The following is a 23,361-nucleotide window of genomic DNA, read 5'->3' as shown; positions in this document are numbered from 1 at the left end:
TGACTGCATCATCGATTGCCATAAGGCTGCTCAAATGAACGTTTTGATTCTCCACGCCCATCCCGAACCGCAATCTTTTACCAACGCGTTGCGCGATCAGGCGGTGCAAACCCTGCAAGCCCAAGGGCATGCGGTCGAGGTGTCCGACCTGTACGCGATGAACTGGAACCCGGTCGCCAGCGCCGAGGATTTCTCCGACCGTGACAACCCCGAGTATCTGGTCTACGCCCTTGAACAACGCCTGGGCGTGAAGACCAAAAGCCTGGCCCCGGACATCCAGCAGGAACTCGACAAGTTGCTGTGGGCCGACCTGCTGATCCTCAACTTTCCGATCTACTGGTTCTCAATGCCGGCGATCCTCAAGGGCTGGATCGACCGGGTGCTGGTCTCCGGCGTGTGCTACGGCGGCAAGCGTTTCTACGATCAGGGTGGGCTGGCGGGCAAGAAAGCGCTGGTCACCGTGACCCTCGGCGGGCGCGAGCACATGTTCGGCGAGGACGCGATTCACGGTCCGCTGGAGGACATGCTGCGCCCACTGCTGCGCGGCACGCTGGCGTATGTCGGCCTCGACGTGCTGCCGCCATTTGTGGCGTGGCATGTGCCTTATATCAGCGCTGAAGCACGCGGGCAGTTTCTGCTCGATTACCAGCGGCGCCTGGAGAATCTGCATCAGGATTCGCCGCTGGTGTTCCCGCGCCTGGCGCAGTTTGACGAGGCGCTGTATCCGATCCGTTGATGTCGAGAGGGCAGGAGCACCATGGCTGAGGAAGCGCGTTTTCTGCGAATGGACCCCAATTTGCGCAAGGCCAATCTGGTGGCCGCCACGCTGAGGTGCCTGAAAAAGTACGGCTTTGTCGGCACCTCGATCCGCAAGATCTGCGCGGAAGCCGGGGTGTCGGTGGGGTTGATCAGTCATCACTACGCCGGCAAGGATGAACTGGTCGCCGATGCCTATCTGCACATCACCGGGCAGGTGATGCGGCTGTTGCGCGAGTCGGTGGCCGCTTCGGGTGACGGCGCGCGACGGCATCTGTCGGCGTTTTTCGAAGCGTCGTTTTCCTCACGCATGCTCGACCCCGAGCTGATCGAAGCCTGGCTGGCGTTCTGGGGCGCGGTGAAAACCGCCGATGCGATCAACCGTGCCCACGATCATTCCTATGGCGAGTACCGGACCATCATGGGCGAAGCCTTGAGTCTGCTGGCGCAGGAGCAGGGCTGGGACGGTTTCGACAGCGGTCTGGCATCCATAGGCTTGAGTGCGTTGCTGGATGGTTTATGGCTGGAATGCGGGCTCAATCCCAGCACATTTACCCCGGCCCAGGGCGTGCTGATTTGTGAAGCGTGGGTCGATGGCCTGCAAATGGGCGGGTTCCGGCGTTTCATCGCGCACTGATATCGGCTTGTTGATCAACTGTTCAGCAGTCGCTACAGTGCAGGTCTTCGCGCTTCGCAAAATTCCAAAAATCGGCCGTTCGCGGCACGAACAGGAGCCAGGTCATGAAGCTGATGCCGTGCGTGCTGGTAGTGAGTGATGAGCCTTTGCTGCGGGAATCGTTACAGGCTTTTCTGGGCGGGGAAGGGTACGAGGTCCACTGCGCTGACAGCGCTGATCAGGCCAATACGTGCCTTGAGCGTTTCCCGGTGGGATTGGTGTTGCTGGATGCGCGTTTGCGGGGTAGCAACTCACTGGACCTGACTCGTCAATGGCGCGAGCGCTCGGAGGTCGGGATTATTCTGGTGGGTGGCGATGACGGAGAACGTCTCGCGGGACTGGAATGCGGCGCCGATGATTACCTGACCCAACCTTTGCCTTCACCCGAATTGCTCACCCGCGCCCGCAACCTGCTGCGGCGCGTGCAGCATGCTCAATTACTCGTGCAACCTGCTGCGCACCTCAAGCGTTTTGCCGACTGGACTCTGGACACTGATCGCCGCCGCCTCAAGGGCTGCGACGGTCGCGAAACCTTGCTCAGCCATGGCGAATTCCAGTTGCTCAACGTGTTCATGCGCAACAGCGGCCACACCTTGAGCCGCGACCAGTTAATGGACCAGTTGCGCAACCGCGAATGGCTACCCAACGATCGCTCGATTGATGTGCTGGTGGGGCGTCTGCGTCGCAAGCTGCATGACGACCCGGCCGAACCGGAATTGATCATCACCATTCACGGTGCCGGCTATCTGTTTACCGCCGGCGCATCGCTGGCAGCCTGAGCATTCAGGAATGTTCGAAGATGTAACAATCGGCGATTGGCAATCCGTTTCGTCTATATGAATTCTTTTAAAAACAATGAATTAAATTATATTTGTGATGTGAATTCGCAAGACAGTAAAAGCTTGCCTCTCTGTTGAACGAGTGTTTAGTATCGACAGCATCCTTCATCACTTCAGAACAATAAAACGAGGGCTGGCATGAGCTTCCAATCGACCCCGCAACCTGTTTCTTCGAGCCTCACCGGCGGCCAGGCATTGGTGCGTCTGCTGGCCAATTACGGCGTCGACACCGTGTTCGGCATTCCCGGTGTGCACACGTTGGAGCTGTACCGCGGACTGCCCGGCAGCGGCATTCGGCATGTGCTGACCCGGCATGAGCAGGGCGCCGGATTCATGGCTGACGGCTATGCCCGGGTCAGCGGCAAACCGGGCGTGTGCTTCATCATTACCGGCCCCGGCGTGACCAACGCGGCGACCGCTATCGGCCAGGCTTACGCGGACTCGATTCCGATGTTGGTGATCTCCAGCGTCAACCACACTTCAAGCCTCGGCAAAGGCTGGGGCAGCCTGCATGAAACTCAGGATCAACGGGCTATCACCGCGCCTATCACCGCGTTTTCGGCGGTGGCCCTGAGCACCGACGATTTGCCTGAGTTGATCGCCCGCGCCTTCGCGGTGTTCGACAGCGAGCGGCCACGTCCGGTGCATATTTCGGTGCCGCTGGACGTACTGGCCGGGGCGATCAGCCGCGACTGGAGCGCAGACGTGGTGCGGCGTCCCGGACGCGGTCTGCCGGAGGCTGGCGCGCTGGATGACGCGGCCCGGCGTCTGCAACAGGCCAAGCGTCCGATGATCATTGCGGGCGGCGGTGCTTTGGCTGCGGGGGATGAGTTGCAGGTTTTGAGCGAACGTCTTGCCGCGCCGCTGTTCACCAGTGTCGCCGGCAAAGGTCTGCTGGCGCCAGATGCGCCACTGAATGCCGGCTCCAGCCTGTGCGTGCAACCCGGTTGGGACCTGATCGCGCAAGCGGACGTGGTGCTGGCGGTCGGTACGGAAATGGCCGACACCGATTACTGGCGCGAGCGCCTGCCGCTGAGCGGTGACGTGATCCGGGTTGATATCGATCCACGCAAGTTCAACGATTTCTACCTTTGCGCCGTCGCCCTGCATGGCGACGCCCGGCAAACCCTCGGGGCTTTACTGGAGCGCTTGCCTGACGAGACGCGGGATCCGCGTGAAGCGGCAACGACGGTGGCCGCTTTGAAAGCGGCGATCCGCAGCGGCCACGGTGAATTGCAGTCGATCCATCAACAGATCCTGGACCGCATTGCCGCCGCGATGCCCGCCAACACCGTCATCAGCACCGACATGACCCAACTGGCCTACACCGGCAACTACGCGTTCGCCAGCCAGGGTATCCGCAGTTGGTTGCATCCCACCGGCTACGGCACCCTCGGGTATGGCTTGCCGGCGGGCATCGGTGCGAAGTTCGGCGCGCCGCAACGACCCGGTTTGGTGCTGGTAGGGGATGGCGGTTTTCTCTACACCGCGCAGGAACTGGCCACCGCCGTCGAGGAGCTGGACAGCCCGTTGGTGGTGCTGCTCTGGAACAACGACGCACTGGGACAGATTCGCGACGACATGCTCAGCCTGGACATCGAGCCGGTGGGAGTACTACCGCGCAATCCGGATTTCCCGCTGTTGGCCAAAGCCTTCGGCTGCACGGTGCACGAACCGCAAAGCCTCGACGAACTCGAACGCGATCTGCGCCGTGGTTTTGCCCATCCCGGCGTAACCCTGATCGAGCTCAAGCACGCCTGCGCGTGCCGATAAACCCAGGAAAAATCCTGCTGAAATAACGGCTCGACTGTCGTGAAAACGACCTGTTTACGCTGAACACGAACCACCATGAGTTTTCTGTTGAACGACTGTTCAGCGTCGGCTATGTTGGCTCCACCACCCCCGGTTGGTTGCGGGCTTGCGTTTCTTCCCTTCGAACGAGGCACTGGCATGCGGTTTTCACCCTTTGTTGAGCGGATTTCAGGCGATGGCGTCGCCGCCTGGGATATTCACAATGCAGCGTTCGAAGCCCGGCGCCGTGGCGAAGACGTGATCATCCTCAGCGTCGGCGACCCGGATTTTCCCACCCCGGACTTCATCACCGACGCCGCGATCCACGCTTTGCGCGAAGGCGACACCCACTACACCGAAATCGCCGGCCGCCAGGCCTTGCGCGAAGCCATCGCCACCCGCTACAGCGGCTTGTTCGGCCGTGAAGTGACTGCCTCCAACGTCATCATCGTCGCCGGGGCGCAGAATGCGTTGTTCGCCACCTCGATGTGCCTGCTGAATGTCGGCGACGAGGTGATTGCCCTGGACCCGATGTACGTCACCTACGAGGCGACCCTCAAGGCCTCCGGCGCAACATTGGTCCGCGTGGCATGCTCGGCGGACGCAGGTTTCCGCCTCGACGCCGCTGTCCTCGCTAAAGCCATCACCCCCAAGACCCGGGCGATTTTCTTCTCCAACCCCAACAACCCTACCGGCGTGGTGCTCAGCCGCGAAGAGCTGCAAGGCATCGCCGACCTGGTGATCGCCCATGAATTGTGGGTGGTGGTGGACGAGGTCTATGAAAGCCTGACTTTCGAACGCGAACACCTGAGCCTGGCGTCATTGCCCGGCATGGCCGAGCGTTGCGTGGTGATCGGCAGCCTGTCGAAATCCCATGCAATGACCGGCTGGCGCACCGGTTGGATCATTGCCGATGAAACGATGGTCGCCCATGCGGAAAACCTGGTGCTGAGCATGCTCTACGGCTTGCCGGGGTTCGTCATGGAGGCTGCGCTTAAAGCGGTGGAGTCCCATGAAGAAGTCACCCACGGCATGCGCGAAATCTATCGCCATCGCCGGGATCTGGTGGTCGCTGGACTATCGGATTGCCCGGGCATTTCCGTACTCAACCCCGACGCCGGCATGTTCGTGTTAGTGGACGTGCGCGGCACCGGGCTGACTTCATTGGAATTCGCCTGGCGCCTGTTGCGCGAGGCGCATGTCTCGGTGCTGGACGCAGCGGCATTCGGTGAACCGGCACAAGGCTTCGTGCGAATCTCGTTCACCCTGGGCGAAGAACGACTGGCCCAGGCCTGCCAGCGCATTCGCGACTTTGTCCTGGTGCTCAACGGCGAGGCGCCACGGCCCGTGACCACCCACGTCACCAGCGCCGCAACGCCTGAGCCGGTCGCCGCCCGGACCATGATCGAAGTCGATGGCCTGCACAAACGCTTCGGCAATATCGAGGTGCTCAAAGGCGTCTCGCTGACCGCCCGCGAAGGCGATGTGATCTCCCTGATCGGCGCCAGCGGCTCAGGCAAAAGTACCTTGCTGCGCTGCATCAACATGCTCGAAGTGCCGGACCAGGGACGCATCCTGGTGGACGGCGAAAGCATTCACCTGAACTTCGATCGCCCCGGCGCGCCGCTGGTGTCGGACGCCAAGCAACTGGTGCGGATTCGTTCGAGCCTGGGCATGGTGTTCCAGAACTTCAACCTCTGGCCCCATCGCACGGTGCTGGAAAACCTCATCGAAGCGCCCACCCAGGTCCTGCGCGAAAGCCGTGCCGAAGCCACTGAACGGGCCGAAGCCTTGCTGGAACGCGTGGGGCTGGCGGCCAAGCGCAACGAGTACCCGGCGTTTCTCTCCGGGGGACAGCAGCAACGGGTGGCCATCGCCCGCGCATTGGCCATGCGGCCCAAAGTCATGCTGTTCGATGAACCCACCTCGGCACTCGACCCGGAACTGGTCGGCGAAGTGCTGCGGGTGATCCGCTCCCTCGCGGAAGAAGGCCGGACCATGATCCTGGTGACCCATGAGATGGCTTTCGCCCGCGATGTGTCTTCCAAAGTCGCCTATTTGCACCAAGGGCTGATCGAAGAAACCGGTTCGCCGGATGAAGTGTTCGTACACCCACGCAGCGAACGTTGCCGGCAGTTCGTCAACGCTCATCAGACTCGCTAACGCATCATAAAAAGACGGGGAAAAATCATGGGAAATCGACGTTTGGCAAACTTCTTGACTGGCGTGGCCTGCGTCATGCTGGCCGGCATGAGCGCGGCGCAAGCCCAACCGATCAGGTTCGCGGTCGCGGCAGAACCCTATCCGCCGTACACCGAAAAACAGGCCAATGGTGAATGGAAAGGCTTTGAAGTCGACCTGATTCACAAGCTCTGCAGCGAAATGAAAGCCGAGTGCGAGATCAAGGAAGTGGCGTGGGACGGGATCATTCCGTCGCTGCTGGCGAAGAAGATCGACGTGATTTTCTCCTCAATGTCCGTGACCGAAGAGCGCGAAAAACAGATCGCGTTCAGCAAGGCCTACTATGACTCGGTGATCGCGATTGTCGGGCCGAAGGACGCTTCGGTGAAGAAGTACCCGGATGACCTCAAGGGCAAGACCATCGGCGTGCAGAACTCGACGGTGAGCGCAAGTTTCCTCAAGACCTACTATGAAAAAATTGCCGACGTTAAGTACTACGACACCCAGGACTCGGCCAACGCCGACCTGATTGCCGGGCGCATCGACCTGATGATGGCGGATGGCACGGCCATGGCGGCTTTCGTCAAGACCCCCGATGCCAAGGACCTGGCGTACCTCGGCCCGGTGCCGTATGACCCGATCTTCGGCAAAGGCGTGGGCGCCGGTCTGCGCAAGGACGACACCGAGCTCAAGGCCAAACTCGACAAGGCCATCACTTCCTTGCTGGCCAGCAAGGACTACGACGACCTCTCCGAGCATTACTTCGGCACCAGCGTGAAACCTGCGTTCTGACACCAAGTACTGCAAACACAATCCCTGTGTAGGAGCGAGGCTTGCCCGCGAAGCTTTTGGCGGCTTCAAAGGCCCCTTCGCGGGCAAGCCTCGCTCCTACACGGGGTTCGGTGAGGTTTTCAGGTCGCCGACGGGAAACAGGAGAGCCAACAATGTTCGAGTTGATCAATTTCAGCGAAACAGGGTGGGGCGGGGCGCTGCTCAAAGGGTTGTGGATGACCCTGCAGATTTCAGCGGGGGCGTTTGTGCTCGGGCTGTTCATCGGGCTGGTCGTGGCCTGCCTCAAGCTCAACGCGCCGAAACCGATTGCGACGCTGATGCGCGGCTACACCACGTTGTTCCGCGCGGTGCCGGAGTTGTTGCTGATCCTGCTGCTGTACTACGTCGGCTCCATGCTGCTCAACTCGTTGATGACCCAGTTGGGTTACGGCGTGGTGAATGTCAGCGGGCCGCTGGCGGCCATCGTGGTGCTGGGTCTGGTGCAAGGCGCGTATGCCTCGGAGATTTTCCGCGCGGCGATCCAGGCGATTCCGTTCGGCCAGATCGAAGCGGCGCGGGCGTTCGGCCTGAGCGGCTTCGGTCTGTTCCGGCGCGTCACGTTGCCGATCATGGCGCCGTTCGCGATGGCGGGGATGGCCAACCTGTGGATCAACCTGATCAAGGACAGTGCATTGATCAGCGTGGTCGGCACCAACGAGCTGTTGTACACCGCCAAGCAAGGCGCGGGTTCCACGCGTCATTATCTGTTGTTCTACCTCACGGCCGCGGCGATGTATTACGCGGTGACGTTGGTGTCCAACTACCTGTCGGGACGGCTTGAGCGACGCATTCGTCGCTGGATGCCTTTGGCTGAGTGATTGAAATGATTCCAGCGTGGATAGTTGAATACGCAGCGCTGTTGGGCCGAGGGTTGCAAACCACCGTCACCCTGCTGTTGCTGTCCAGTGTGTTCGGTTTCTTATTGGCCATCCTGGTCGCGCTGGCGCGGATCTCCAGATACAAGGTGATCGCCAAGGCCAGCCTGTTCTACACCAGCGTGTTTCGCGGCACGCCGTTGCTGATCCAGATCTACATTTTCTACTACGGGCTCGGCAGCCTGTTTGCGCAGTTCCCGCTGATTCGCGGCAGCTTCCTTTGGCCTTACCTGCGTGACGGCTACTGGTACATCGTGTTCGCCCTGGTGGTGTCGATGGGCGCCTATGTCGGCGAGGTGATTCGCGGCGGCCTGCTCGCGGTGCCAAGAGGTGAAATGGAAGCCGCTTCGGCCTTCGGCATGACCTCGCGTCAGTCGCTGTTGCGGGTGCGTTTACCTCGGGCGATGCGCTTGTTGTTGCCGACCTTGGCCGGTGAAACCGTGATGTTGCTCAAGTCCACGGCGCTGGCCTCGACCATTGCGGTGATCGATTTGCTGGGCGCCGCCAACGTGGTGCGGGCGCAGACCCTGCAAGTCTATGAACCGCTGCTGCTGGTAGCCGGCGTGTATGTTTGCCTGACTTTCCTGATCGAGGCGTTGTTCGGCTTCGTCGAGCGGCGCGGGACGCCCGTGCGCAGGTCGGTGTAATGAGTTCGCCAAAGATCGTCGACCGCTCGTTGCAGGGCATCGGCCTGTGCACCTTGGGCTACGCGTTCCTGGCGTTGCAGGACGCGGTCATCAAGTGGCTGGTGGCCGACTATTCGGTGGTCACTATTCTGTTCTGGCGCAGCCTGGTGGTGGTCGTGGCTTGTCTGCTCGCGGGGCGTCTGCGGCTGGTTCAGCGGGCCTGGCGTTCGCCGAGCCGGCGCTTGCTGGTGGTGCGCGGTTTGTTGTCGATCGTCGCCTGGCTACTGTACTACACGGCCGCCCGGGACCTGACCCTGGCCGAGATGACCACCCTGTATTTTTCCGCGCCGATCATGGTCACCGTGCTGGCGGCGATGATCCTCAAGGAGCGCGCCAGTGGCTGGCAGTGGTTCAGCCTGATCATCGGTTTTATCGGCGTGATCATCGCCTGCCGCCCGAGCCACATCGCCGATCCGTTGCCGATCATCCTCACGCTGCTGGCGGCGATGTGCTGGGCGTTCACCTACATCCAGTTGCGTCAGGTCGACGACCAGACCTCGGTGCTGGAGCAGATGCTGATCACCAACGTGGTGTTTGTGATTTGCATGACGGTGGCGCTGCCCTGGACCCACACCCCGGCGCCGACCCCGGCCTGGCTGGGCATGCTGGCGGCCGGGCTGGTCGGCGGTATCGGTCAGTTCCTGCTGTTCGCCAGTTTCCAGCGCGCGACCGCGACTTTGCTGGCGCCCTTCGAGTACACCGGGCTGATCTGGGCCTTCGCGCTGTCGAACCTGATCTGGGGCACGTTGATGGACGTGTCACTGATGATCGGTGCCGGGCTGATCGCGGTCAGCGGTACCCTGGCCATGCTCTTCGGGCGCCACGCTTCACAGGACGTCGTCGGTGCTGAATGCTCCGTGACGCAGCCCCTTTATCCAGCAACGACAGATGTGCAGGCCGTTGGCGGGGCTGAAGGTTTCGGGGTTCAGGCACCACTCGATCCAGAGTCCGTCGAGCATCGCCGATAAACCGATGGCCGCCAGGCGCGTGTCGTGGATCACAAAACCTTCGCTGGCCGCCAGATCGTCGAGCAACTGGCGCAGCAGATCGAGGTAGGCGCGGTAACTTTTTTCGTGGGTCTGGCTGACGTGTTCCGAGTGCCGGATCAGGCTCCAGAACACCACCCAGACCCCGAGCAGTTGCGGGTCCATGACCCGTGGCGAAAACGAGCCGACGAGGAAGGTGTCCATTTTTTCGGCCGGTGTATTGGCCTGCTGGACTTCCTGGAGCAGGGCGCTGGTCAGCTCGCTGGCGAGGGTCTGGTAGGTGTCGGCGATCAGCGCATCGATGCTGCCGAAATGGTGATTGAGCAGGCCGACGGACACCCCGGCCTCGGTCGCGATACGGCGCACGGAAATACCCGCGTGGCCGTCGCGGGCCAGGCAACGCAGGGTGGCGGCGATCAGCAGTTCGCGGCGCGCGTCGGCTTCAACGCGACGGAATTTTGGAGAGTCGGTGGTCACAAGCGAATCCTTGGGTGCAGTGCCTGGTTGGCGAGCTTAGTTGAACGTGCGTTCAAGTTCCAGCATCGGCGACGGCAATCCAGGGTTTTTTAACGATCAACAGGGGAGGACAAGCGGATGGCGCAGAATATTTCGTTCAGTGTTCGCAACAACAACGGCGATCCGGCGCGGGTCGGCGTCTGGCGTTTTGAAGGCGATGGCAGTGGGCCGAAGGTGCATTTGCAGGCGGGAGTGCATGCCGATGAAATCGCCGGGATGCTGGTCCTGCACCTGTTGATGCAACGGCTGAAAGTCGCCGAGGCCGAGGGTCGGCTCAAAAGCCATGTGACGGTGGTGCCGCAAGCCAATCCGCTCGGCATCGGGCAGTTTCGCCAGGGGCGAATTCTTGGGCGTTTTCACGACGCCACCGGGCATAACTTCAACCGTTCGTTTGATCTGTCGGCGGCGCTGGAGCGACCTTCGACCAACGTCCAGGAATGGCAAAAAAGCCTGGTGCAACTGGCGGCCACGGCGGACGTGATGCTCGATCTGCACACCGATGACGAAGCCTTGCCGTACCTCTACGTGCACCGCAGTTTCTGGCCCCGAGGCCGTGAACTGGCCGTGGCGATGAAAATGGAGGTGGCGATTATCTGGGATGACGGCGGCGACGGTTCTTTCGAAGAAACGATCATTGCGCCCTGGCTGCGCGATGGCGTCACCGAGCAGAAAATGGCGGCAACCCTGGAGTTGCGCGGGCAGGGTGACGTCAGCGATCACTTCGCCGAACAGGATGCGCAGGGCTTGTACGCCTGGCTGTGCGCTATCGGCGCCATCGATGAGACCGTGCCGACGGCTGATTGGCCCGTCGAGACCATGCAGATGAGCCACATGGAAACCCACCTCGCGCCGCAACCCGGTGTGTTGATTTTCGAAAAGGAACTGGGGGATGTCGTCGAGGCAGGGCAGCGCTTTGCGCGGGTCCTCCAGCGCCCCGGCGACCCTGCTTCCGAAGTGGTGTTGTACGCCGAACAGACCGGGCGAATGGTCACGCGCTACCGGGATCGGCTGGTGTCGCAAGGCATGGTCGTGGCCAAGTTCACTGGCAGCCGGGAATCACGGCATTGGAGCGGCGGCTTGCTGGATCCAAATTGAGGCCCGACCCCGACCTCATCCGAGCGCCGCTCGAAGGCTTTACGGCGGCGCTTTCCGTCAGATGAGGCTGCGGACTGCGGCGTCCACGCCGGGAGCCGGTGATCGAAGCCTTTGCGAACCTGCTCTTCGGCAATTTCGCCGAACACGAACTGCATGGTCTGGGGTTCGGAATGCAGCCTGAGAAACAGCGGCCAGTCGGACTCGACCATGGTCCGGAAATACAGCTGCTCGGTGTGTAACGCCAGCATCCAATGCTCCTTGCGCGATCGAAAAGGGACAGGCTTTTTTACGCGGCGCGACGGCAAAGATCAATGCAAAGGTGAAACAACCGCGCGGTGCATTACCCGGCGTTGAACAGCGCGGTTTGCATCGCCTGTGGCGCTTGTCCGAAGGCCCGCAAAAACGCCTGGCGCATGCGTTCGCGATCACCGAATCCGGTCGTCCTGGCGATGACTTCGATGGGATGGCGGCCGGTCTCCATCATGATTCGCGCCGCTTCCACCCGCAGGCTCTCAATCGCCTTGGCGGGTGTTTTCCCGGTTTCTTCCCTGAATAAACGACTGAACTGGCGAGGGCTGAGCCGCGCCACGGCGGCGAGCGCTTCGACCGACAGATCATCGGTCAGATTCTCCCGTGCGTAAGCCATCGCCAACTGCACGCGATCAGATTTGGGGTCCAGTTCCAGCAGCGCCGACAGTTGGGATTGTTCGCTGCCACGGCGCTGATAGATCACCAGTTTGCGTGAGATCCGCCGGGCCAGGTCGCTGCCCAGATCGTTCTCGACCATGGCCAGCGTCAAGTCCAGCGCGGCGCTCATCCCGGCGCCTGTCCACACCTGGCCGTCCACGACGAACAGCTTGTTTTCCTCAAGGCGAATGTCCGGGTAGCGCTTCTGGAAGGCCGGCGCGTGAAGCCAATGCGTGGTGGCGCGTTTGCCGGCGAGCAAACCGGCTTCAGCCAGTACAAAGATGCCGGTGCACAGCGAGACCACCCGCCGCGATTGCGCGGAGGCCGCTCTGACAAATTCAAGCAGGCTAGCGTCCGGCAACTGGAACTCAAGGTAGCCGCTGACAATCAGCGTGTCATAACCCTCTGCGCGGATCGGCGTGCTGTTCACCGAAAAGCCCTGGGAGGACATGACGGCGCCGCCGGTTTCCGACACGAGATGAAATTCGTAGGCCGGTTCATCGTGCAGCAGGTTTGCACACTCGAATACCGAGCCTACGGACAGGCTCAGCGGTTGAAAATTTGGATAAATCACCAATGCAACGCTGTGCATTCCATCTCTCCAGGGGGCGACAAGTCGGTGATTGTCGGGGTTGGTCCGGCAAACGGCAACTGACATCGTGACAGCCATGTCCGGAATCCTTGCGGATTTGACATTGTGCAACTTTTGCCCGGCTCCTAACATTCAACTCAACGAGCTAGACGACTAGTCTACTCAGACAGTTGGATAGGAAGATGAACGTCAGCAAAAGTGTAAGACAGCATATTCTCGATACTGCACAACTGATTGTAAGTCATAAAGGTTTTACCGCAGTGGGCTTGAATGAAGTACTTCAGGCCGCCGATGTTCCAAAAGGCTCGTTTTATCATTACTTCAGTTCCAAAGATGCATTCGGTGTTGCGCTGCTGGATAACTACTTTGAAAGTTATTTGAACGACGTGCGGCAGATTTTTCAGGAGCCGAAGGCGTCGCAACGCCAGAAGTTAATGCGGTATTGGCAGTGCTGGATCGACAACCAGACGCAGCAGACAGAGGCTGGCAAGTGCCTGGCCGTCAAACTCGGGGCCGAGGTGGCGGATCTTTCCGAACCGATGCGATTGGCCCTGGATCGCGGCACGTCGCAAATCATCAGCGTGCTGGCCGCCGCGCTGGATCGCGGCATTGAAGATGGCTCGTTGACGATTGATGAAGCTCCCGAGCGCATGGCGCTGCGCTTGTACGCGTTGTGGCTGGGGGCAAGTGTCATGGCAAAGATAACCCTTACAACCGTTGCATTCGATGAGGCGATGCTGATGACGCGAACGTTGTTGGGATGCGCTGAAAAAAACTGATAACCACACTCTCCGAGGAAGCACACATGAAAGTATTAATGGTATTGACCTCCCACGACCAACTGGGCAACACCGGCAAGAAAACCGGTTTCTGGCTCGAAGAATTCGCCGCGCCGTACTACGCCTTTACTGACGCGGGTGCTGAAGTGGTGCTGGCGTCGCCAGCTGGCGGGCAGCCACCGCTGGACCCGAAAAGTGATGAGCCCGACTTCCAGACCGAATACACCGCACGCTTCAAGGCCGACCCGGCGGCGCAGCAGGCTTTGGCGTCTACCGTGACCCTGGATTCGGTTTCGCAGGCGGATTTCGACACGGTCTTTTACCCAGGTGGTCACGGCCCGCTGTGGGATCTGGCGGAATCGAGCACATCGATTGCGTTGATCGAAGCCTTTGAGCGCGCCGGCAAACCCATCGGTTTCGTATGCCATGCCCCGGGCGCATTGCTCCACGTCAAGGCTGCCAGCGGTGAGCCGCTGATCAAGAACCGCCGCGTTACCGGTTTCACCAACTCGGAAGAGGCCGGCGTCGGTCTGACCGAAGTGGTGCCGTTTCTCATCGAAGATGAATTCAAGGCACTTGGCGCCCGGTATGAAAAGGGCAGTGACTGGGCATCGTTTATTGTCGAAGACGGTCTGCTGGTCACCGGACAGAATCCGGCAAGTTCCGAGGCAGTTGCAAGAGCACTGCTCAAGTTGCTGGCGTGATCTAACCTGCTAACACTCACTTTTCGAAAGTTTAAAAGTCACGTGCTGACGATTCGTTAGCACGTCGGCCAACTGTTGCCTGAAAAGTTAATATTTTGGAGTTGATATCATGAATAACCTGTCGCGCAGTATTGCGCCGACCAATCTGTTTGAAGGTCCTTATTATCTGAGCATCGCCGGCGAACTTGTCGAGACGAAAGACTCATTCGCAGTAATAAACCCGGCAACAGGACAAGTGCTGGCTAACGCACCAGCGGCAACTTCCGAACAACTTGACCAGGCCGTGACGGCTGCCAAGTCTGCGTTCAAGGGCTGGTCGCTGCTCAGTTACGACGAACGCCAGAGCTACTTGAATGCCTATGCTGACGCACTGGAAGTTCACCGCGATGAACTGGCCCGTTTGCTGACGTTGGAGCAGGGTAAACCGCTCAAAAGCGGAGCCGAGCCGGAAGTCGACCAGTCAATTTCCTGGATTCGCCAGATTGCCGCCCGACGCATTCCAGTCGAAATCCTTGAAGACACCGACAGCCACATTGTCGAACTGCACCACACGCCACTGGGCGTGGTTGGCGCGATCACGCCGTGGAATTTCCCGGTGCTGCTGGCGCTGTGGAAGGTCGCCCCGGCGTTGCTCACCGGCAACACCATGGTGATCAAGCCTTCGCCGTTCACGCCGCTGACCACGCTGCGCTTCGGGCAAATTGCGCAATCGGTATTCCCGCCGGGCGTGTTGTCGATTGTCTCCGGCGGCAATGAGCTCGGGCCGCAAATGACGGCTCACCCGGACATCGCCAAGATCAGCTTCACCGGCTCGACGGAAACCGGCAAGCACGTGATCCGCTCGGCTGCCGGCACCGTCAAGCGCCTGACCCTGGAAATGGGTGGCAACGACGCCGCCATCGTCCTGCCCGATGCCGACTGGAAAGCCGCCATTCCCCAGCTGTTCTGGGGCGCGGTTGGCAACTCGGGCCAATGGTGCGTGGGCATCAAGCGCCTGTACATTCACCGGTCGTTTCACGAAGAATTCGTCGCGGCATTCGTCGAGTACGCCCGCCAGCAGAAGCTCGGCGACGGCCTCGATCCGGACGTGACGATTGGCCCGATGCAAAACAAGATGCAGTTCGACAAGGTCCGCACCTTCCTCGACGACATCAAGGCCAACGGGCAGAAAATCGTGCTGGGCGGCGAGGTGGACGAGGGGCGGCCGGGTTACTTCATTCCCGTCACCGTGGTGGACAACCCGCCGGAGAACTCGAAAATCGTTCAAGAGGAACAGTTCGGCCCGATCGTGCCGATCATCGTGTACGACGAAGTGGACGATGTGATCGAGCGTGCCAACGACAGCCCGTTCGGCTTGGGCGGCTCGGTGTGGGGACGCGATACCCGGTTGGCTGTGGCGGTGGCGAATCGTCTGGAGACCGGCATGGTGTGGGTCAACGAGATGCACACCCAAGGCGTGGACATTCCGTTCGGCGGCCACAAACAATCCGGTGTGGGCACCGAAGGCGGGCATGAAGGTCGGCTGCTGTTCACCAACCCGAAAACGCTGCTGATCAAGAAGTAAATCAGCAGCCGTTCCCGATGGCATAAATGAAAAATCCCGGAGGCATACATGTGTCCGGGATTTTTTCAGGTTCTCGGCCAAAAATAGATGACATTGCTTGAACTCATGGCGCCAGCGGCCGAATCGAGTGAACCCGATCCGGCCGCCGAACTGATCGGCTAAGCCAAATCATCAGCCGCGTGCCGTTCAGGCACCTGGCTCGCCTCATCGCCCCATGTGCGGTTGACTCGCTGGCCACGGATCACCGCCGGGCGATTGGCGATGTCTTCCGCCCAGCGCTGCACATGGGTGTATTCGTGGGCCGACAGAAATTCCGCCGCCGAATACACCTTGTCCCGCACCAATTGGCCGTACCAGGGCCAGACCGCAATATCCGCAATGGTGTAGCTGTCACCCGCCAGATAAGGGCTTTCGGCCAGACGACGATCAAGCACATCCAGCTGACGCTTGGCCTCCATGGTGAAGCGGTTGATCGGGTACTCAAGCTTCTCCGGCGCGTAAGCGTAGAAATGCCCGAAACCGCCGCCCAGGTAAGGCGCCGCGCCCATCTGCCAGAACAGCCAGTTCAAGGTTTCGGTGCGTCCCGCCAGTTCGGTGGGCAGGAAGGCGCCGAACTTTTCCGCGAGGTACAGCAGGATCGAACCGGACTCGAAGACACGGATCGCCGGCTCCACGCTGCGGTCCAGCAAGGCCGGGATTTTCGAGTTGGGATTGATCTCGACAAAGCCGCTGGAGAACTGGTCGCCCTCGTTGATGCGGATCAGCCAGGCGTCGTATTCGGCTGCGCTATGCCCGAGCGCCAGCAGTTCCTCAAGCAGGATGGTGACCTTCACGCCATTGGGTGTGGCCAGGGAATAAAGCTGCAGCGGATGCTTGCCGACGGGGAGTTCTTTTTCGTGGGTCGGCCCGGCGGTCGGGCGGTTGATGCTGGCGAATTGTCCGCCGGACGGGGCGTTGTTTTTCCAGACCTGGGGAGGTATGTAAGACGCTTTGCTCATGAGACGAACCTTATGGGTTGCTGACTGTGATCACGAGAACGAGGATGAACAGTTCTCGTAGCGAACAGGCTTTTTTACTCGGCACGCCTGCAAATTTCAACGCAGCGGTCGAAAGAACCTTGGCTCAGTTCAAGCACTCACAAGGACATGCACTTCAGGAATGAGGGTTGAGATACAACTCGGTCAAATGTGAGGCCAGCTGATGTGGGTCGCAGTAGCGTCTGGAAGGAGAGTGCGGGAAATCCGTTAAACACCAGGGTCAGAGCAAGCGCGCTTCCTTGGTCGGAGAGTCGCCGTTCTGAAGCTATCAACTGGCTCATCCTCCAGCGATTAGCCAGATCTGATACTCCACGATTCCTCACGTCGTCGGGAAGCGACTCTGGTTGCAGTTTGTTGAATTGTTTATGGTCTCTGCTTTCAGCTCGATAGGCACGAGTCCTTAGAGTCTCGGCTTCATCGGATCTGAGTTGTGCATCCAGATCGAGTTGGCAACGAAATTGCTCCCAAGGCGCGAGTTTTAATGTGTCGTTACTCCCGCTTTCCAGGCCTTCAATTCTAAATGTGATATCAAGTTTGGTCGGCACGGATTTTATGGGGTGATCGTGTTCGCTCGTATCGGTTTGTACTGATGGAGTGCTTATATTGGTCAGGATCAACAGGGGAGCGTCTTTTTCACTTAGACGAGCAAAGATGGGCGGCAAGTCAATGTACCCATCCTTGACCGCAAGCGGGAGCGCAAGCACCAGTGGTTTTGGAGCCGGTATCGCTCCTGTCGCAGGTACCCTCCAGATTTTGAGTTGTGGTGGGTCTACCGGCGGCTGATTATTTTGTATTCGCTTAAGATCTGATTCCGTCCAGGCCAACCCGGTAAGCGCTGAACCGTTGACAGGTCCTAAACGAATCAGCGAAAGCGGTTCATCGGTTTCCCGGGCGTCCAACATGAAGCGCTGGATCTCGCCGGATTTGTTGTTACCCAATGCCTGCCTCGCCACGACCAGCCGAGATTCATACTCACTGCCAGAATCATCGGTGGTGAACTCCGGCGTTTCGGATAAACCTGTTTCGACTTTAGCGCCACGGCCCAGCACCCACGCATGTGTTGTCTGCCCCTCATGATTCTTTTCAAGCAATACATCATGCTGCAAAAAGCGATACTTGTTCTGCATGGCAGTCGTGCCATTTAACGGGTAATCGTCCATCCGAAGCTTTGATTGATTGTTCTGGCGAGCATTTGGAGCGTTTGTGCTAATTCCGCTCTCTTCTGGACTTTCGGGTTGGGTGAGCGATACAGCAAGCGGTGTATCATTCACGTTTCGCGTCCGCGAAACGTTCATCAGTTCCTTCTGGACAAGCTTCACCGTCGTTCCAGCGCCCTTTGTATTGAAAGTTCCCCGATGCGTTAGGGATATTAGAAGAGGCTTGCCTTCTACAATGGCAAATTTGTGAATCGATGCGTCCGCCTTACTCGCACAGGGTCCATCAATACCCCCGGAACATGTAGTCAATGCAAGCGTTGGAGGTTGGCCCGGTGCTGGGTCCAATGGGGTCGTATCGAAACCAATGACCATCATGCTCGTGTCACCAAATGAATCCCTGGCTAACGATACGAGTGGTGGGAAGAAGGTCCCTCCGGCAACTCCAGGCATCCCGGTAATTACCGGCGGCGTGACAATTCGTCGTTCTGGAAAGAGAACCGATCGCGCAAGCAACTTTCCTCCTTGAGCGCTCGCATCTGATTGGGACTTCAATATGCGCATTTGCACAGTATTGCGCTTAATGAAGAAAGTCCTGACTCCTAGATCACTTGTCGTGTTTTCCATATCGCTTTGGGGGAGGGCGCGGCCAACGACATAATTATCGGCTCGATTCGGCATAGGATCGTATTCAAAGTAGGTGGAGTGACCTGCAGGTTTGTAAGAACCGGCTCCACCCAGGACCACGCCAAGCAGAACCTTCTTGGCTTCTGTCTCGCACTGATCATAAACATTGCGCTTTTGCAGCTCATTTTCCCGGTCTTCGCCTTGCTTTTTCTTGATCTGACTATCCGATGCCGGTCGATAGATTTGTCGACACAGGCGATAAGCGGACTCTTGCAGCATCGTGTCGCAATCCGCCTGCGTATAGCCGTACGTTGCGTAACCGTGTCGATAGCAAAAGTCGTGCATCACGCAGGACTGACGGAAGCGCAGACCTACTGATGCTCCATCGACCTTGCGCTCAAAAGCCAAGCTCTTGAGAGGTTGCGGAATAGAACAGTTCAATCCCTGTCCGCGTCCGCCAATAATGGCTTCGGTTGCGTTGGATGGGGGGAAAGTGGAAAACGTTGGCGGTGCTTCGGTTTCTTCGGGTTGCGCCAGGTTGGGATAAACCTTGTTTGCAATGCCCCCTGTGATCGGAGCACAACCCAGTACGATCGCTAAAGTTGCGGCTGAGCAGATCAATGCAACCCTGCTGATCCAACTCCATCGTCCTGTCAGTGTTTGTGCTTGTTCATCCTCACGCCTTATTTGTTCGGCCATGTGACTGTCTCCTTGACGATTTTTCCGTTCTTAGTCTCTCAGCGAGTGGATGCAGTTTTTTGGCTGGATTGGAGTCGCTCGTCGACATAAAACAAAATTCGGACCGAGTTCATCAGCGCTTGCCGATACTGATGCTCAAATAACGCGTCTAGCTCGGCGTCACTTTTGCAACCCGCAGTTGTAGAACCGCGTGTGAATGCGCAGTCACCATAATCGCCCCATCCCTTACGTGCGTCAGACGCCTGACGTGCCGGATAGAACCAGTATCTTGCCCAGGAGTTTTGGGGCGTGTCTGATGAGTTGGCTTGACCTATTGCTTTTAAAGTCGCTTGGGCCGCATTTTCGAGGAGGGTAGCTGGATAGCTTTTGTTCGACACAATCTCGGTACTGAGCGTCTGACACTCAGCCGGTGTCAGCCTGAAGGGGGGTAAATCTTTTCTTCGTTCGAAGTTGTCAAACGGGTCGGAACGGTCCAGTAGCGGTAACTTGACGTGGAATACTGGTATGACATGCGCCGGTACACTCATATCCTGGACGTAATGCAATACACGTCCCGCGAGCTCATAGACGTCATCCTGACTTGGCTTTTGGCTCAGCATCAGCTCTTCCAGCGCCCGAGTACGCTTGGCAAAAACCCCATCAAGATTGCGACTCCCGAACCAGCCTGGCCGCAGCTTGTCTTCGCGATTGTAAAAGTGCCAGTTCGTCGCGCGTTCACCGATGGTGAGCAAACTGGTGTCTTCTGATTCTGTGCCCGCAGCCAAAGCCGCACCGGCATCGAAGGGCAGGTTTACACCTGCGCAATCGCGGTAGGCTTGAACAGCTTGAAGGGTGTAGATCGAATGACGTTTGGCGTCGAAAGCGAATGCTGGTTCGATTGCCATGAGCATAAACAGCAACGTTCCAAGTACTTGCAAGGCTCCCCTATCTATCGTTCGGAGGGGTAGAGCGGTGTTGTTCCGGATTTCGATGTCCGAGCTCATGGATTCTTTGCTGTCCAAAACGAATGCTCCTTGTGGCCCACCGTTGAAATTGGCGCTTTTACTTGCAGGTAACGTGACCGCTGGGCAACGCGGTGCTTGCTCCGTCATAGGAAACCAACTGGCCACCTGGCGCTGTCTCAAATGCGACCATTCCATCAATAGGGGCCTGGATGAGGGTCACACTCCTGTAACCGACACTAAGTCCGCCAGTGGATGGTGAAGTGTCCAGGCTCACACCGGCCGTGGTTATCGTCCGCATAATGGAGCAGCGACCTTTCTTCTCCGTGGTCGATAACAATCCCATCCTGTGCGTGGTTCCCTCTGCATCAACATAGGTTATTGCACACCCACTCAACTGAAGTGCCAGGCAAGCCACCAAGGGAAGCCTCAATCCGGGCAGCCGATATGCTGAGAGTTGCTGGCGATTTTGGAGGCGTACTTCTGGGCCATATTCACTGACGCTTTTCCGGTCGCGAATGTATAAACACTGCGGGTCCCACCTATTTCTGTCTTCGGGGCGGTGCTCCCATGGTCGTTATCGACAGTGCTGATCGAGACGGATGCAAAGGTGCTACCGATGGTCTCGTTCTTGATCGGCATGCGGATACCAACGGTTCGCCGATAACCGAACGATATGCCAGGGCCAGTCGCCTCACCCAGACTTACTTCGAGAAGAGACCATGATGTCGACGCCACAAAGATCAGAGGACCCTGTGGCTTGGTAGCTTTTTCTGCTAGTGCTATTAGTTCGGTCACCTTGCTTTTTCCGCTTGCACACACCGCCGCCTCACCGGTGGCGACAGTTTCTGAGAGGACAAGATTCGAAAATGCGAGGTCGACATCTGTGGTGCCGAGGACGTCATAGGCCTGACCATTTGCCTTTGTCGGTGCGATCGTCATCGCGACGTTCTTCACACCGATACCCCCTCCGGCGCCGTCCTGAGATGCATCGATTCCGACGCGGGTATACGTTCCAACAAACAGGGAGTCAGTCGAGCAGCCAGACAGCGAGACAACAGCGACCCATAGTGCGACATTTTTAAGCATCTGGACCATCCATTAGCCAGTGCGCGCAGGCGTTTGAACGGAGTATAGGTCGAGGCAAAATGATTGCAAAATAATTGCATTTTGCTACATCTGATAGTGTCTCAGGAGCATTGTGAAAGAGGTCTCTGAGAAAAGCATTGCAACCAACGTCCGTGCCGACGCTGCTGATTGGATTCCAACGCAGTTGAAAGTCTATGCATCTGACAAGTGCAAAGGTAGCAACTGGTAGGTGGAACGCCAGGGGTGATGATGAGGCCGGTAATGCTCTGCTGGCAATTTCGGGGGCTTGGGCGAAATGCTGCGTTAATTTAGAAGCGAGCGAACGAATCAGCTTTTCACTCGGACAAATATTGCCGGTGGGCGAACCTCTAAGATCAACGCAGCGGTCGAAAGAACGCGCGGATATCCTCGGCCAGCAACTGCGGTTGTTCCATCGCGGCGAAGTGCCCGCCCTTGGGCATGGCGGTCCAGCGCTGCAGGTTGAAACAGCGCTCGACCCAACTGCGCGGCGGCATCGGCAGTTCGGCGGGGAACAGCGCCACGCCGGTGGGCGGTTGCACCCGTTCCCCAGCGGCAAAGGCCAGCGGACGAGCGCGACCTTCGACATACGGTCGCAGCGACGAACCGATGCTGCCGGTGAACCAGTAAACGCTGATATTGGTCAGCAGCGCGTCGAGGGCCACGGCGCGTTGCAGATCGCCGGAGCCATCGGTCCACGCCTGGAATTTTTCGACGATCCATGCCGCCAATCCAGCCGGCGAATCGTTGAGGCCGATGGCCAGGGACTGCGGCTTGGTGCCGTGGACTTTGGCGTAGGCACCCTCGGCGTCGGCAAAGGCTGCACCACGATCGAGAAAGGCTTGTTCTTCGACGCTGATCGGTGGCTGGTCAGGACCCAATGGCGGGCGATAGGAACCGGGCACGTAGTTCAAATGAATCCCGCTGATCTGCTCAGGGAAACGCCGCCCCAGCCAGGTCGAGACGCCAGCGCCCAGATCGCCGCCCTGAGCGCCAAATCGCTCATAACCCAACCCGGCCATCAGCGCCGCCCACAATTCGGCCACTTCATACGGGCCGACGCCTTTATGTTTCGGCGCAGGCGAGAACGCAAAACCCGGCAGAGACGGCACCACCACATGGAAGGCATCCGCCGCGTCGCCGCCATGGCTGGCCGGGTCTGCGAGCAAGGGGATCAGGCGCTGCATCTCCACGAACGAACCCGGCCAGCCGTGGGTCAGGATCAACGGCAGCGGCGCGGGTCCGGTGCCGGGTTGATGAACGAAATGCACCGTTTGTGCGTCGATTTGGGCGAGGCATTGCGGCAATTGATTGAGCTGCGCTTCCTGGGCACGCCAGTCGAAACTTTCGGCCCAGTGCGCAAGCAACGACTGCAAAAAACCCAGCTCCGTGCCCTCGCTCCAACCCTGGCCGTCGATGGCCTCCAGCCAACGGGTGCGCCGCAGACGCTGGTGCAAATCGGCAATGTCAGCGTCGGGGATGGCGATCTTGAACGGCTGGAGCTGCATGGCGTGCGCTTTCCTGGCGGGGGATTAAGGTTGTGCGTACTGCGTAACACTTTTTCTAAGACGGGATCAACACAAAGCCAGGCGCTGGCACGCCAGGCCATAGCTCATACAAAATGTTCGGGTCATCTGTTCCCCCGTTTCTTGGACTCGATGCGATGCCCAGCGCTTTGGCGGCAGCGATACTGAGTTCACCTACCTTTTTGTCGGAGCTGGTATCAGCCACTACACAGTCAACCGATTTGCCCTTATACGTCGCTCTTGCCCGGCAACCAATAACAACGCCTTTAGTCAGTCTCACGATTAGGCCGGGAACAGCGATATAGGGCACGGTTGCGGCATCGACGTAGGCGTCAAGATCAGTCGAAGCCTTTTGGGGATCCTTGTAGGTCGTCTTGCAGCCAACAACGCCGCCTGCATAGATGGTGGGATTACCATGCTTGTCGAGTATCGCGATGCTGTTGTCATCTTCGCTGCTATAGACCTTTCCATGCTTCTCGTACATGCCGCCGTTTTCTAAATAATCGCTACCCGAGTCTCCCAGTTTGTAAGCGGCAAGTTCGCCGTTCTGCCCGTTAGCCCCGTCCGCGTCAATATCGGCGTCAGCGGTAAAATACACTCGCAGATCATCGTCTTCCCAGATTTCACATTCCGGTTCTTCTTTACGGGCCGCTACAGTCGCAATCAATCGCATATCTGCATCCTCCTGATGTTTATCCGAGCTATGGAGCTT

At 58.8% G+C, this 23,361-nt stretch carries 20 protein-coding genes and 2 pseudogenes; 13 read left to right on the top strand and 9 right to left on the bottom strand.

Going from position 1 to position 23,361, the window contains the following annotated elements; all coding sequences use genetic code 11:
• Window positions 1–34 precede the first annotated feature (34 nt).
• The 9 genes from ACIOYV_RS06440 (at window position 35) to ACIOYV_RS06400 (ending at window position 9,603) form a co-directional block, all read left to right on the top strand.
• Complete coding sequence (locus ACIOYV_RS06440) at window positions 35–736, top strand: NAD(P)H-dependent oxidoreductase (RefSeq protein WP_163914616.1); 702 nt, start codon at window positions 35–37, stop codon at window positions 734–736.
• A gap of 21 nt (window positions 737–757) precedes the next feature.
• Window positions 758–1,393 carry a TetR family transcriptional regulator C-terminal domain-containing protein gene (locus ACIOYV_RS06435; protein WP_401321933.1) on the top strand — a complete coding sequence of 212 codons (636 nt, stop codon included), beginning with the start codon at window positions 758–760 and terminating at the stop codon, window positions 1,391–1,393.
• Between the two features lie 110 nt (window positions 1,394–1,503).
• Window positions 1,504–2,211: a winged helix-turn-helix domain-containing protein gene (locus ACIOYV_RS06430; protein ID WP_401322620.1), complete on the top strand. Its 708-nt coding sequence runs from the start codon at window positions 1,504–1,506 to the stop codon at window positions 2,209–2,211.
• Between the two features lie 198 nt (window positions 2,212–2,409).
• Window positions 2,410–4,044: a 5-guanidino-2-oxopentanoate decarboxylase gene (locus tag ACIOYV_RS06425; protein ID WP_401321930.1), complete on the top strand. Its 1,635-nt coding sequence runs from the start codon at window positions 2,410–2,412 to the stop codon at window positions 4,042–4,044.
• A gap of 177 nt (window positions 4,045–4,221) precedes the next feature.
• Window positions 4,222–6,225: an aminotransferase class I/II-fold pyridoxal phosphate-dependent enzyme gene (locus ACIOYV_RS06420; RefSeq protein ID WP_401321927.1), complete on the top strand. Its 2,004-nt coding sequence runs from the start codon at window positions 4,222–4,224 to the stop codon at window positions 6,223–6,225.
• A gap of 27 nt (window positions 6,226–6,252) precedes the next feature.
• Window positions 6,253–7,035 carry a transporter substrate-binding domain-containing protein gene (locus ACIOYV_RS06415; RefSeq protein WP_054614506.1) on the top strand — a complete coding sequence of 261 codons (783 nt, stop codon included), beginning with the start codon at window positions 6,253–6,255 and terminating at the stop codon, window positions 7,033–7,035.
• 152 nt (window positions 7,036–7,187) lie between these two features.
• A complete protein-coding gene (locus ACIOYV_RS06410) occupies window positions 7,188–7,892 on the top strand; it encodes an ABC transporter permease (RefSeq protein ID WP_401321924.1) in 705 nt (234 codons plus the stop codon).
• Window positions 7,893–7,897: 5 nt separating this feature from the next.
• Entirely contained in the window at window positions 7,898–8,596 is a 699-nt protein-coding gene (locus ACIOYV_RS06405) for an ABC transporter permease (protein WP_054050925.1), read from the top strand.
• Entirely contained in the window at window positions 8,596–9,603 is a 1,008-nt protein-coding gene (locus tag ACIOYV_RS06400) for a DMT family transporter (RefSeq protein WP_401321922.1), read from the top strand. Before ACIOYV_RS06405 ends, ACIOYV_RS06400 begins: the two co-directional genes overlap by 1 nt.
• On the opposite strand, the pseudogene ACIOYV_RS06395 reads toward ACIOYV_RS06400, so the two are convergent.
• Window positions 9,559–9,987 (bottom strand): annotated as a pseudogene (locus ACIOYV_RS06395) (TetR family transcriptional regulator C-terminal domain-containing protein); the annotation flags it as partial. The gene ACIOYV_RS06400 and the pseudogene ACIOYV_RS06395 overlap by 45 nt on opposite strands.
• A 228-nt stretch (window positions 9,988–10,215) precedes the next feature.
• Between ACIOYV_RS06395 and ACIOYV_RS06390 the strand changes: the two are divergent.
• Window positions 10,216–11,232 (top strand): succinylglutamate desuccinylase/aspartoacylase family protein, encoded by a 1,017-nt coding sequence (locus ACIOYV_RS06390; RefSeq protein WP_401321920.1) that lies wholly within the window; start codon window positions 10,216–10,218, stop codon window positions 11,230–11,232.
• 71 nt (window positions 11,233–11,303) lie between these two features.
• Here the strand turns inward: ACIOYV_RS06390 and ACIOYV_RS06385 are convergent.
• Both ACIOYV_RS06385 and ACIOYV_RS06380 read right to left on the bottom strand, forming a co-directional pair.
• Window positions 11,304–11,480, bottom strand: a pseudogene (locus ACIOYV_RS06385) (N-acetyltransferase); the annotation flags it as partial.
• Between the two features lie 92 nt (window positions 11,481–11,572).
• Window positions 11,573–12,511 (bottom strand): GlxA family transcriptional regulator, encoded by a 939-nt coding sequence (locus ACIOYV_RS06380; protein WP_401321918.1) that lies wholly within the window; start codon window positions 12,509–12,511, stop codon window positions 11,573–11,575.
• Between the two features lie 182 nt (window positions 12,512–12,693).
• Here ACIOYV_RS06380 and ACIOYV_RS06375 point away from each other — a divergent pair, with 182 nt between their 5' ends.
• The 3 genes from ACIOYV_RS06375 (at window position 12,694) to ACIOYV_RS06365 (ending at window position 15,558) form a co-directional block, all read left to right on the top strand.
• Window positions 12,694–13,290 carry a TetR/AcrR family transcriptional regulator gene (locus ACIOYV_RS06375; protein WP_401321915.1) on the top strand — a complete coding sequence of 199 codons (597 nt, stop codon included), beginning with the start codon at window positions 12,694–12,696 and terminating at the stop codon, window positions 13,288–13,290.
• Window positions 13,291–13,316: 26 nt separating this feature from the next.
• A complete protein-coding gene (locus ACIOYV_RS06370; protein WP_401321912.1) occupies window positions 13,317–13,994 on the top strand; it encodes a type 1 glutamine amidotransferase domain-containing protein in 678 nt (225 codons plus the stop codon).
• Between the two features lie 109 nt (window positions 13,995–14,103).
• Window positions 14,104–15,558, top strand: coding sequence for an aldehyde dehydrogenase family protein (locus tag ACIOYV_RS06365; RefSeq protein WP_401321910.1), 1,455 nt, complete (start codon window positions 14,104–14,106; stop codon window positions 15,556–15,558).
• 158 nt (window positions 15,559–15,716) lie between these two features.
• Here ACIOYV_RS06365 and yghU read toward each other — a convergent pair whose 3' ends face one another.
• The 6 genes from yghU to ACIOYV_RS06335 form a co-directional block, all read right to left on the bottom strand.
• Window positions 15,717–16,556 (bottom strand): glutathione-dependent disulfide-bond oxidoreductase, encoded by an 840-nt coding sequence (yghU, locus tag ACIOYV_RS06360; protein ID WP_401321907.1) that lies wholly within the window; start codon window positions 16,554–16,556, stop codon window positions 15,717–15,719.
• A gap of 137 nt (window positions 16,557–16,693) precedes the next feature.
• On the bottom strand, window positions 16,694–19,075 hold the full coding sequence (locus tag ACIOYV_RS06355; protein ID WP_401321905.1) for a hypothetical protein: 2,382 nt from the start codon (window positions 19,073–19,075) through the stop codon (window positions 16,694–16,696).
• A gap of 38 nt (window positions 19,076–19,113) precedes the next feature.
• Complete coding sequence (locus ACIOYV_RS06350; RefSeq protein WP_401321903.1) at window positions 19,114–20,076, bottom strand: hypothetical protein; 963 nt, start codon at window positions 20,074–20,076, stop codon at window positions 19,114–19,116.
• 369 nt (window positions 20,077–20,445) lie between these two features.
• Window positions 20,446–21,105 carry a hypothetical protein gene (locus ACIOYV_RS06345; RefSeq protein WP_401321900.1) on the bottom strand — a complete coding sequence of 220 codons (660 nt, stop codon included), beginning with the start codon at window positions 21,103–21,105 and terminating at the stop codon, window positions 20,446–20,448.
• A 374-nt stretch (window positions 21,106–21,479) separates the two neighbouring features.
• Window positions 21,480–22,631: an epoxide hydrolase family protein gene (locus tag ACIOYV_RS06340; RefSeq protein ID WP_401321898.1), complete on the bottom strand. Its 1,152-nt coding sequence runs from the start codon at window positions 22,629–22,631 to the stop codon at window positions 21,480–21,482.
• A gap of 55 nt (window positions 22,632–22,686) precedes the next feature.
• Window positions 22,687–23,322, bottom strand: a complete 636-nt coding sequence (locus tag ACIOYV_RS06335) for a hypothetical protein (protein WP_401321895.1) — start codon at window positions 23,320–23,322, stop codon at window positions 22,687–22,689.
• Window positions 23,323–23,361: the final 39 nt, after the last annotated feature.

The sequence above is a fragment of the Pseudomonas sp. NPDC087342 genome (assembly GCF_044744265.1).
Taxonomy (GTDB): Bacteria; Pseudomonadota; Gammaproteobacteria; order Pseudomonadales; family Pseudomonadaceae; genus Aquipseudomonas; species Aquipseudomonas nunensis.
The sequence above is the reverse complement of the archived record's forward strand: the minus strand, read 5'-3'. Positions and strand labels throughout refer to the sequence as shown.

Excerpts from the sequence above, each read along its gene's own strand:
- ACIOYV_RS06440 (WP_163914616.1), top strand. The coding sequence starts at position 35 with ATGAACGTTTTGATTCTCCACGCCCATCCCGAACCGCAATCTTTTACC.
- ACIOYV_RS06345 (WP_401321900.1), bottom strand. The coding sequence starts at position 21,105 with ATGCTTAAAAATGTCGCACTATGGGTCGCTGTTGTCTCGCTGTCTGGC.
- ACIOYV_RS06335 (WP_401321895.1), bottom strand. The coding sequence starts at position 23,322 with ATGCGATTGATTGCGACTGTAGCGGCCCGTAAAGAAGAACCGGAATGT.
- ACIOYV_RS06375 (WP_401321915.1), top strand. The coding sequence starts at position 12,694 with ATGAACGTCAGCAAAAGTGTAAGACAGCATATTCTCGATACTGCACAA.
- ACIOYV_RS06410 (WP_401321924.1), top strand. The coding sequence starts at position 7,188 with ATGTTCGAGTTGATCAATTTCAGCGAAACAGGGTGGGGCGGGGCGCTG.
- ACIOYV_RS06400 (WP_401321922.1), top strand. The coding sequence starts at position 8,596 with ATGAGTTCGCCAAAGATCGTCGACCGCTCGTTGCAGGGCATCGGCCTG.
- ACIOYV_RS06365 (WP_401321910.1), top strand. The coding sequence starts at position 14,104 with ATGAATAACCTGTCGCGCAGTATTGCGCCGACCAATCTGTTTGAAGGT.
- ACIOYV_RS06405 (WP_054050925.1), top strand. The coding sequence starts at position 7,898 with ATGATTCCAGCGTGGATAGTTGAATACGCAGCGCTGTTGGGCCGAGGG.
- ACIOYV_RS06435 (WP_401321933.1), top strand. The coding sequence starts at position 758 with ATGGCTGAGGAAGCGCGTTTTCTGCGAATGGACCCCAATTTGCGCAAG.
- ACIOYV_RS06340 (WP_401321898.1), bottom strand. The coding sequence starts at position 22,631 with ATGCAGCTCCAGCCGTTCAAGATCGCCATCCCCGACGCTGACATTGCC.
- ACIOYV_RS06370 (WP_401321912.1), top strand. The coding sequence starts at position 13,317 with ATGAAAGTATTAATGGTATTGACCTCCCACGACCAACTGGGCAACACC.
- ACIOYV_RS06415 (WP_054614506.1), top strand. The coding sequence starts at position 6,253 with ATGGGAAATCGACGTTTGGCAAACTTCTTGACTGGCGTGGCCTGCGTC.
- ACIOYV_RS06425 (WP_401321930.1), top strand. The coding sequence starts at position 2,410 with ATGAGCTTCCAATCGACCCCGCAACCTGTTTCTTCGAGCCTCACCGGC.
- ACIOYV_RS06380 (WP_401321918.1), bottom strand. The coding sequence starts at position 12,511 with ATGCACAGCGTTGCATTGGTGATTTATCCAAATTTTCAACCGCTGAGC.
- ACIOYV_RS06390 (WP_401321920.1), top strand. The coding sequence starts at position 10,216 with ATGGCGCAGAATATTTCGTTCAGTGTTCGCAACAACAACGGCGATCCG.
- yghU (WP_401321907.1), bottom strand. The coding sequence starts at position 16,556 with ATGAGCAAAGCGTCTTACATACCTCCCCAGGTCTGGAAAAACAACGCC.
- ACIOYV_RS06355 (WP_401321905.1), bottom strand. The coding sequence starts at position 19,075 with ATGGCCGAACAAATAAGGCGTGAGGATGAACAAGCACAAACACTGACA.
- ACIOYV_RS06420 (WP_401321927.1), top strand. The coding sequence starts at position 4,222 with ATGCGGTTTTCACCCTTTGTTGAGCGGATTTCAGGCGATGGCGTCGCC.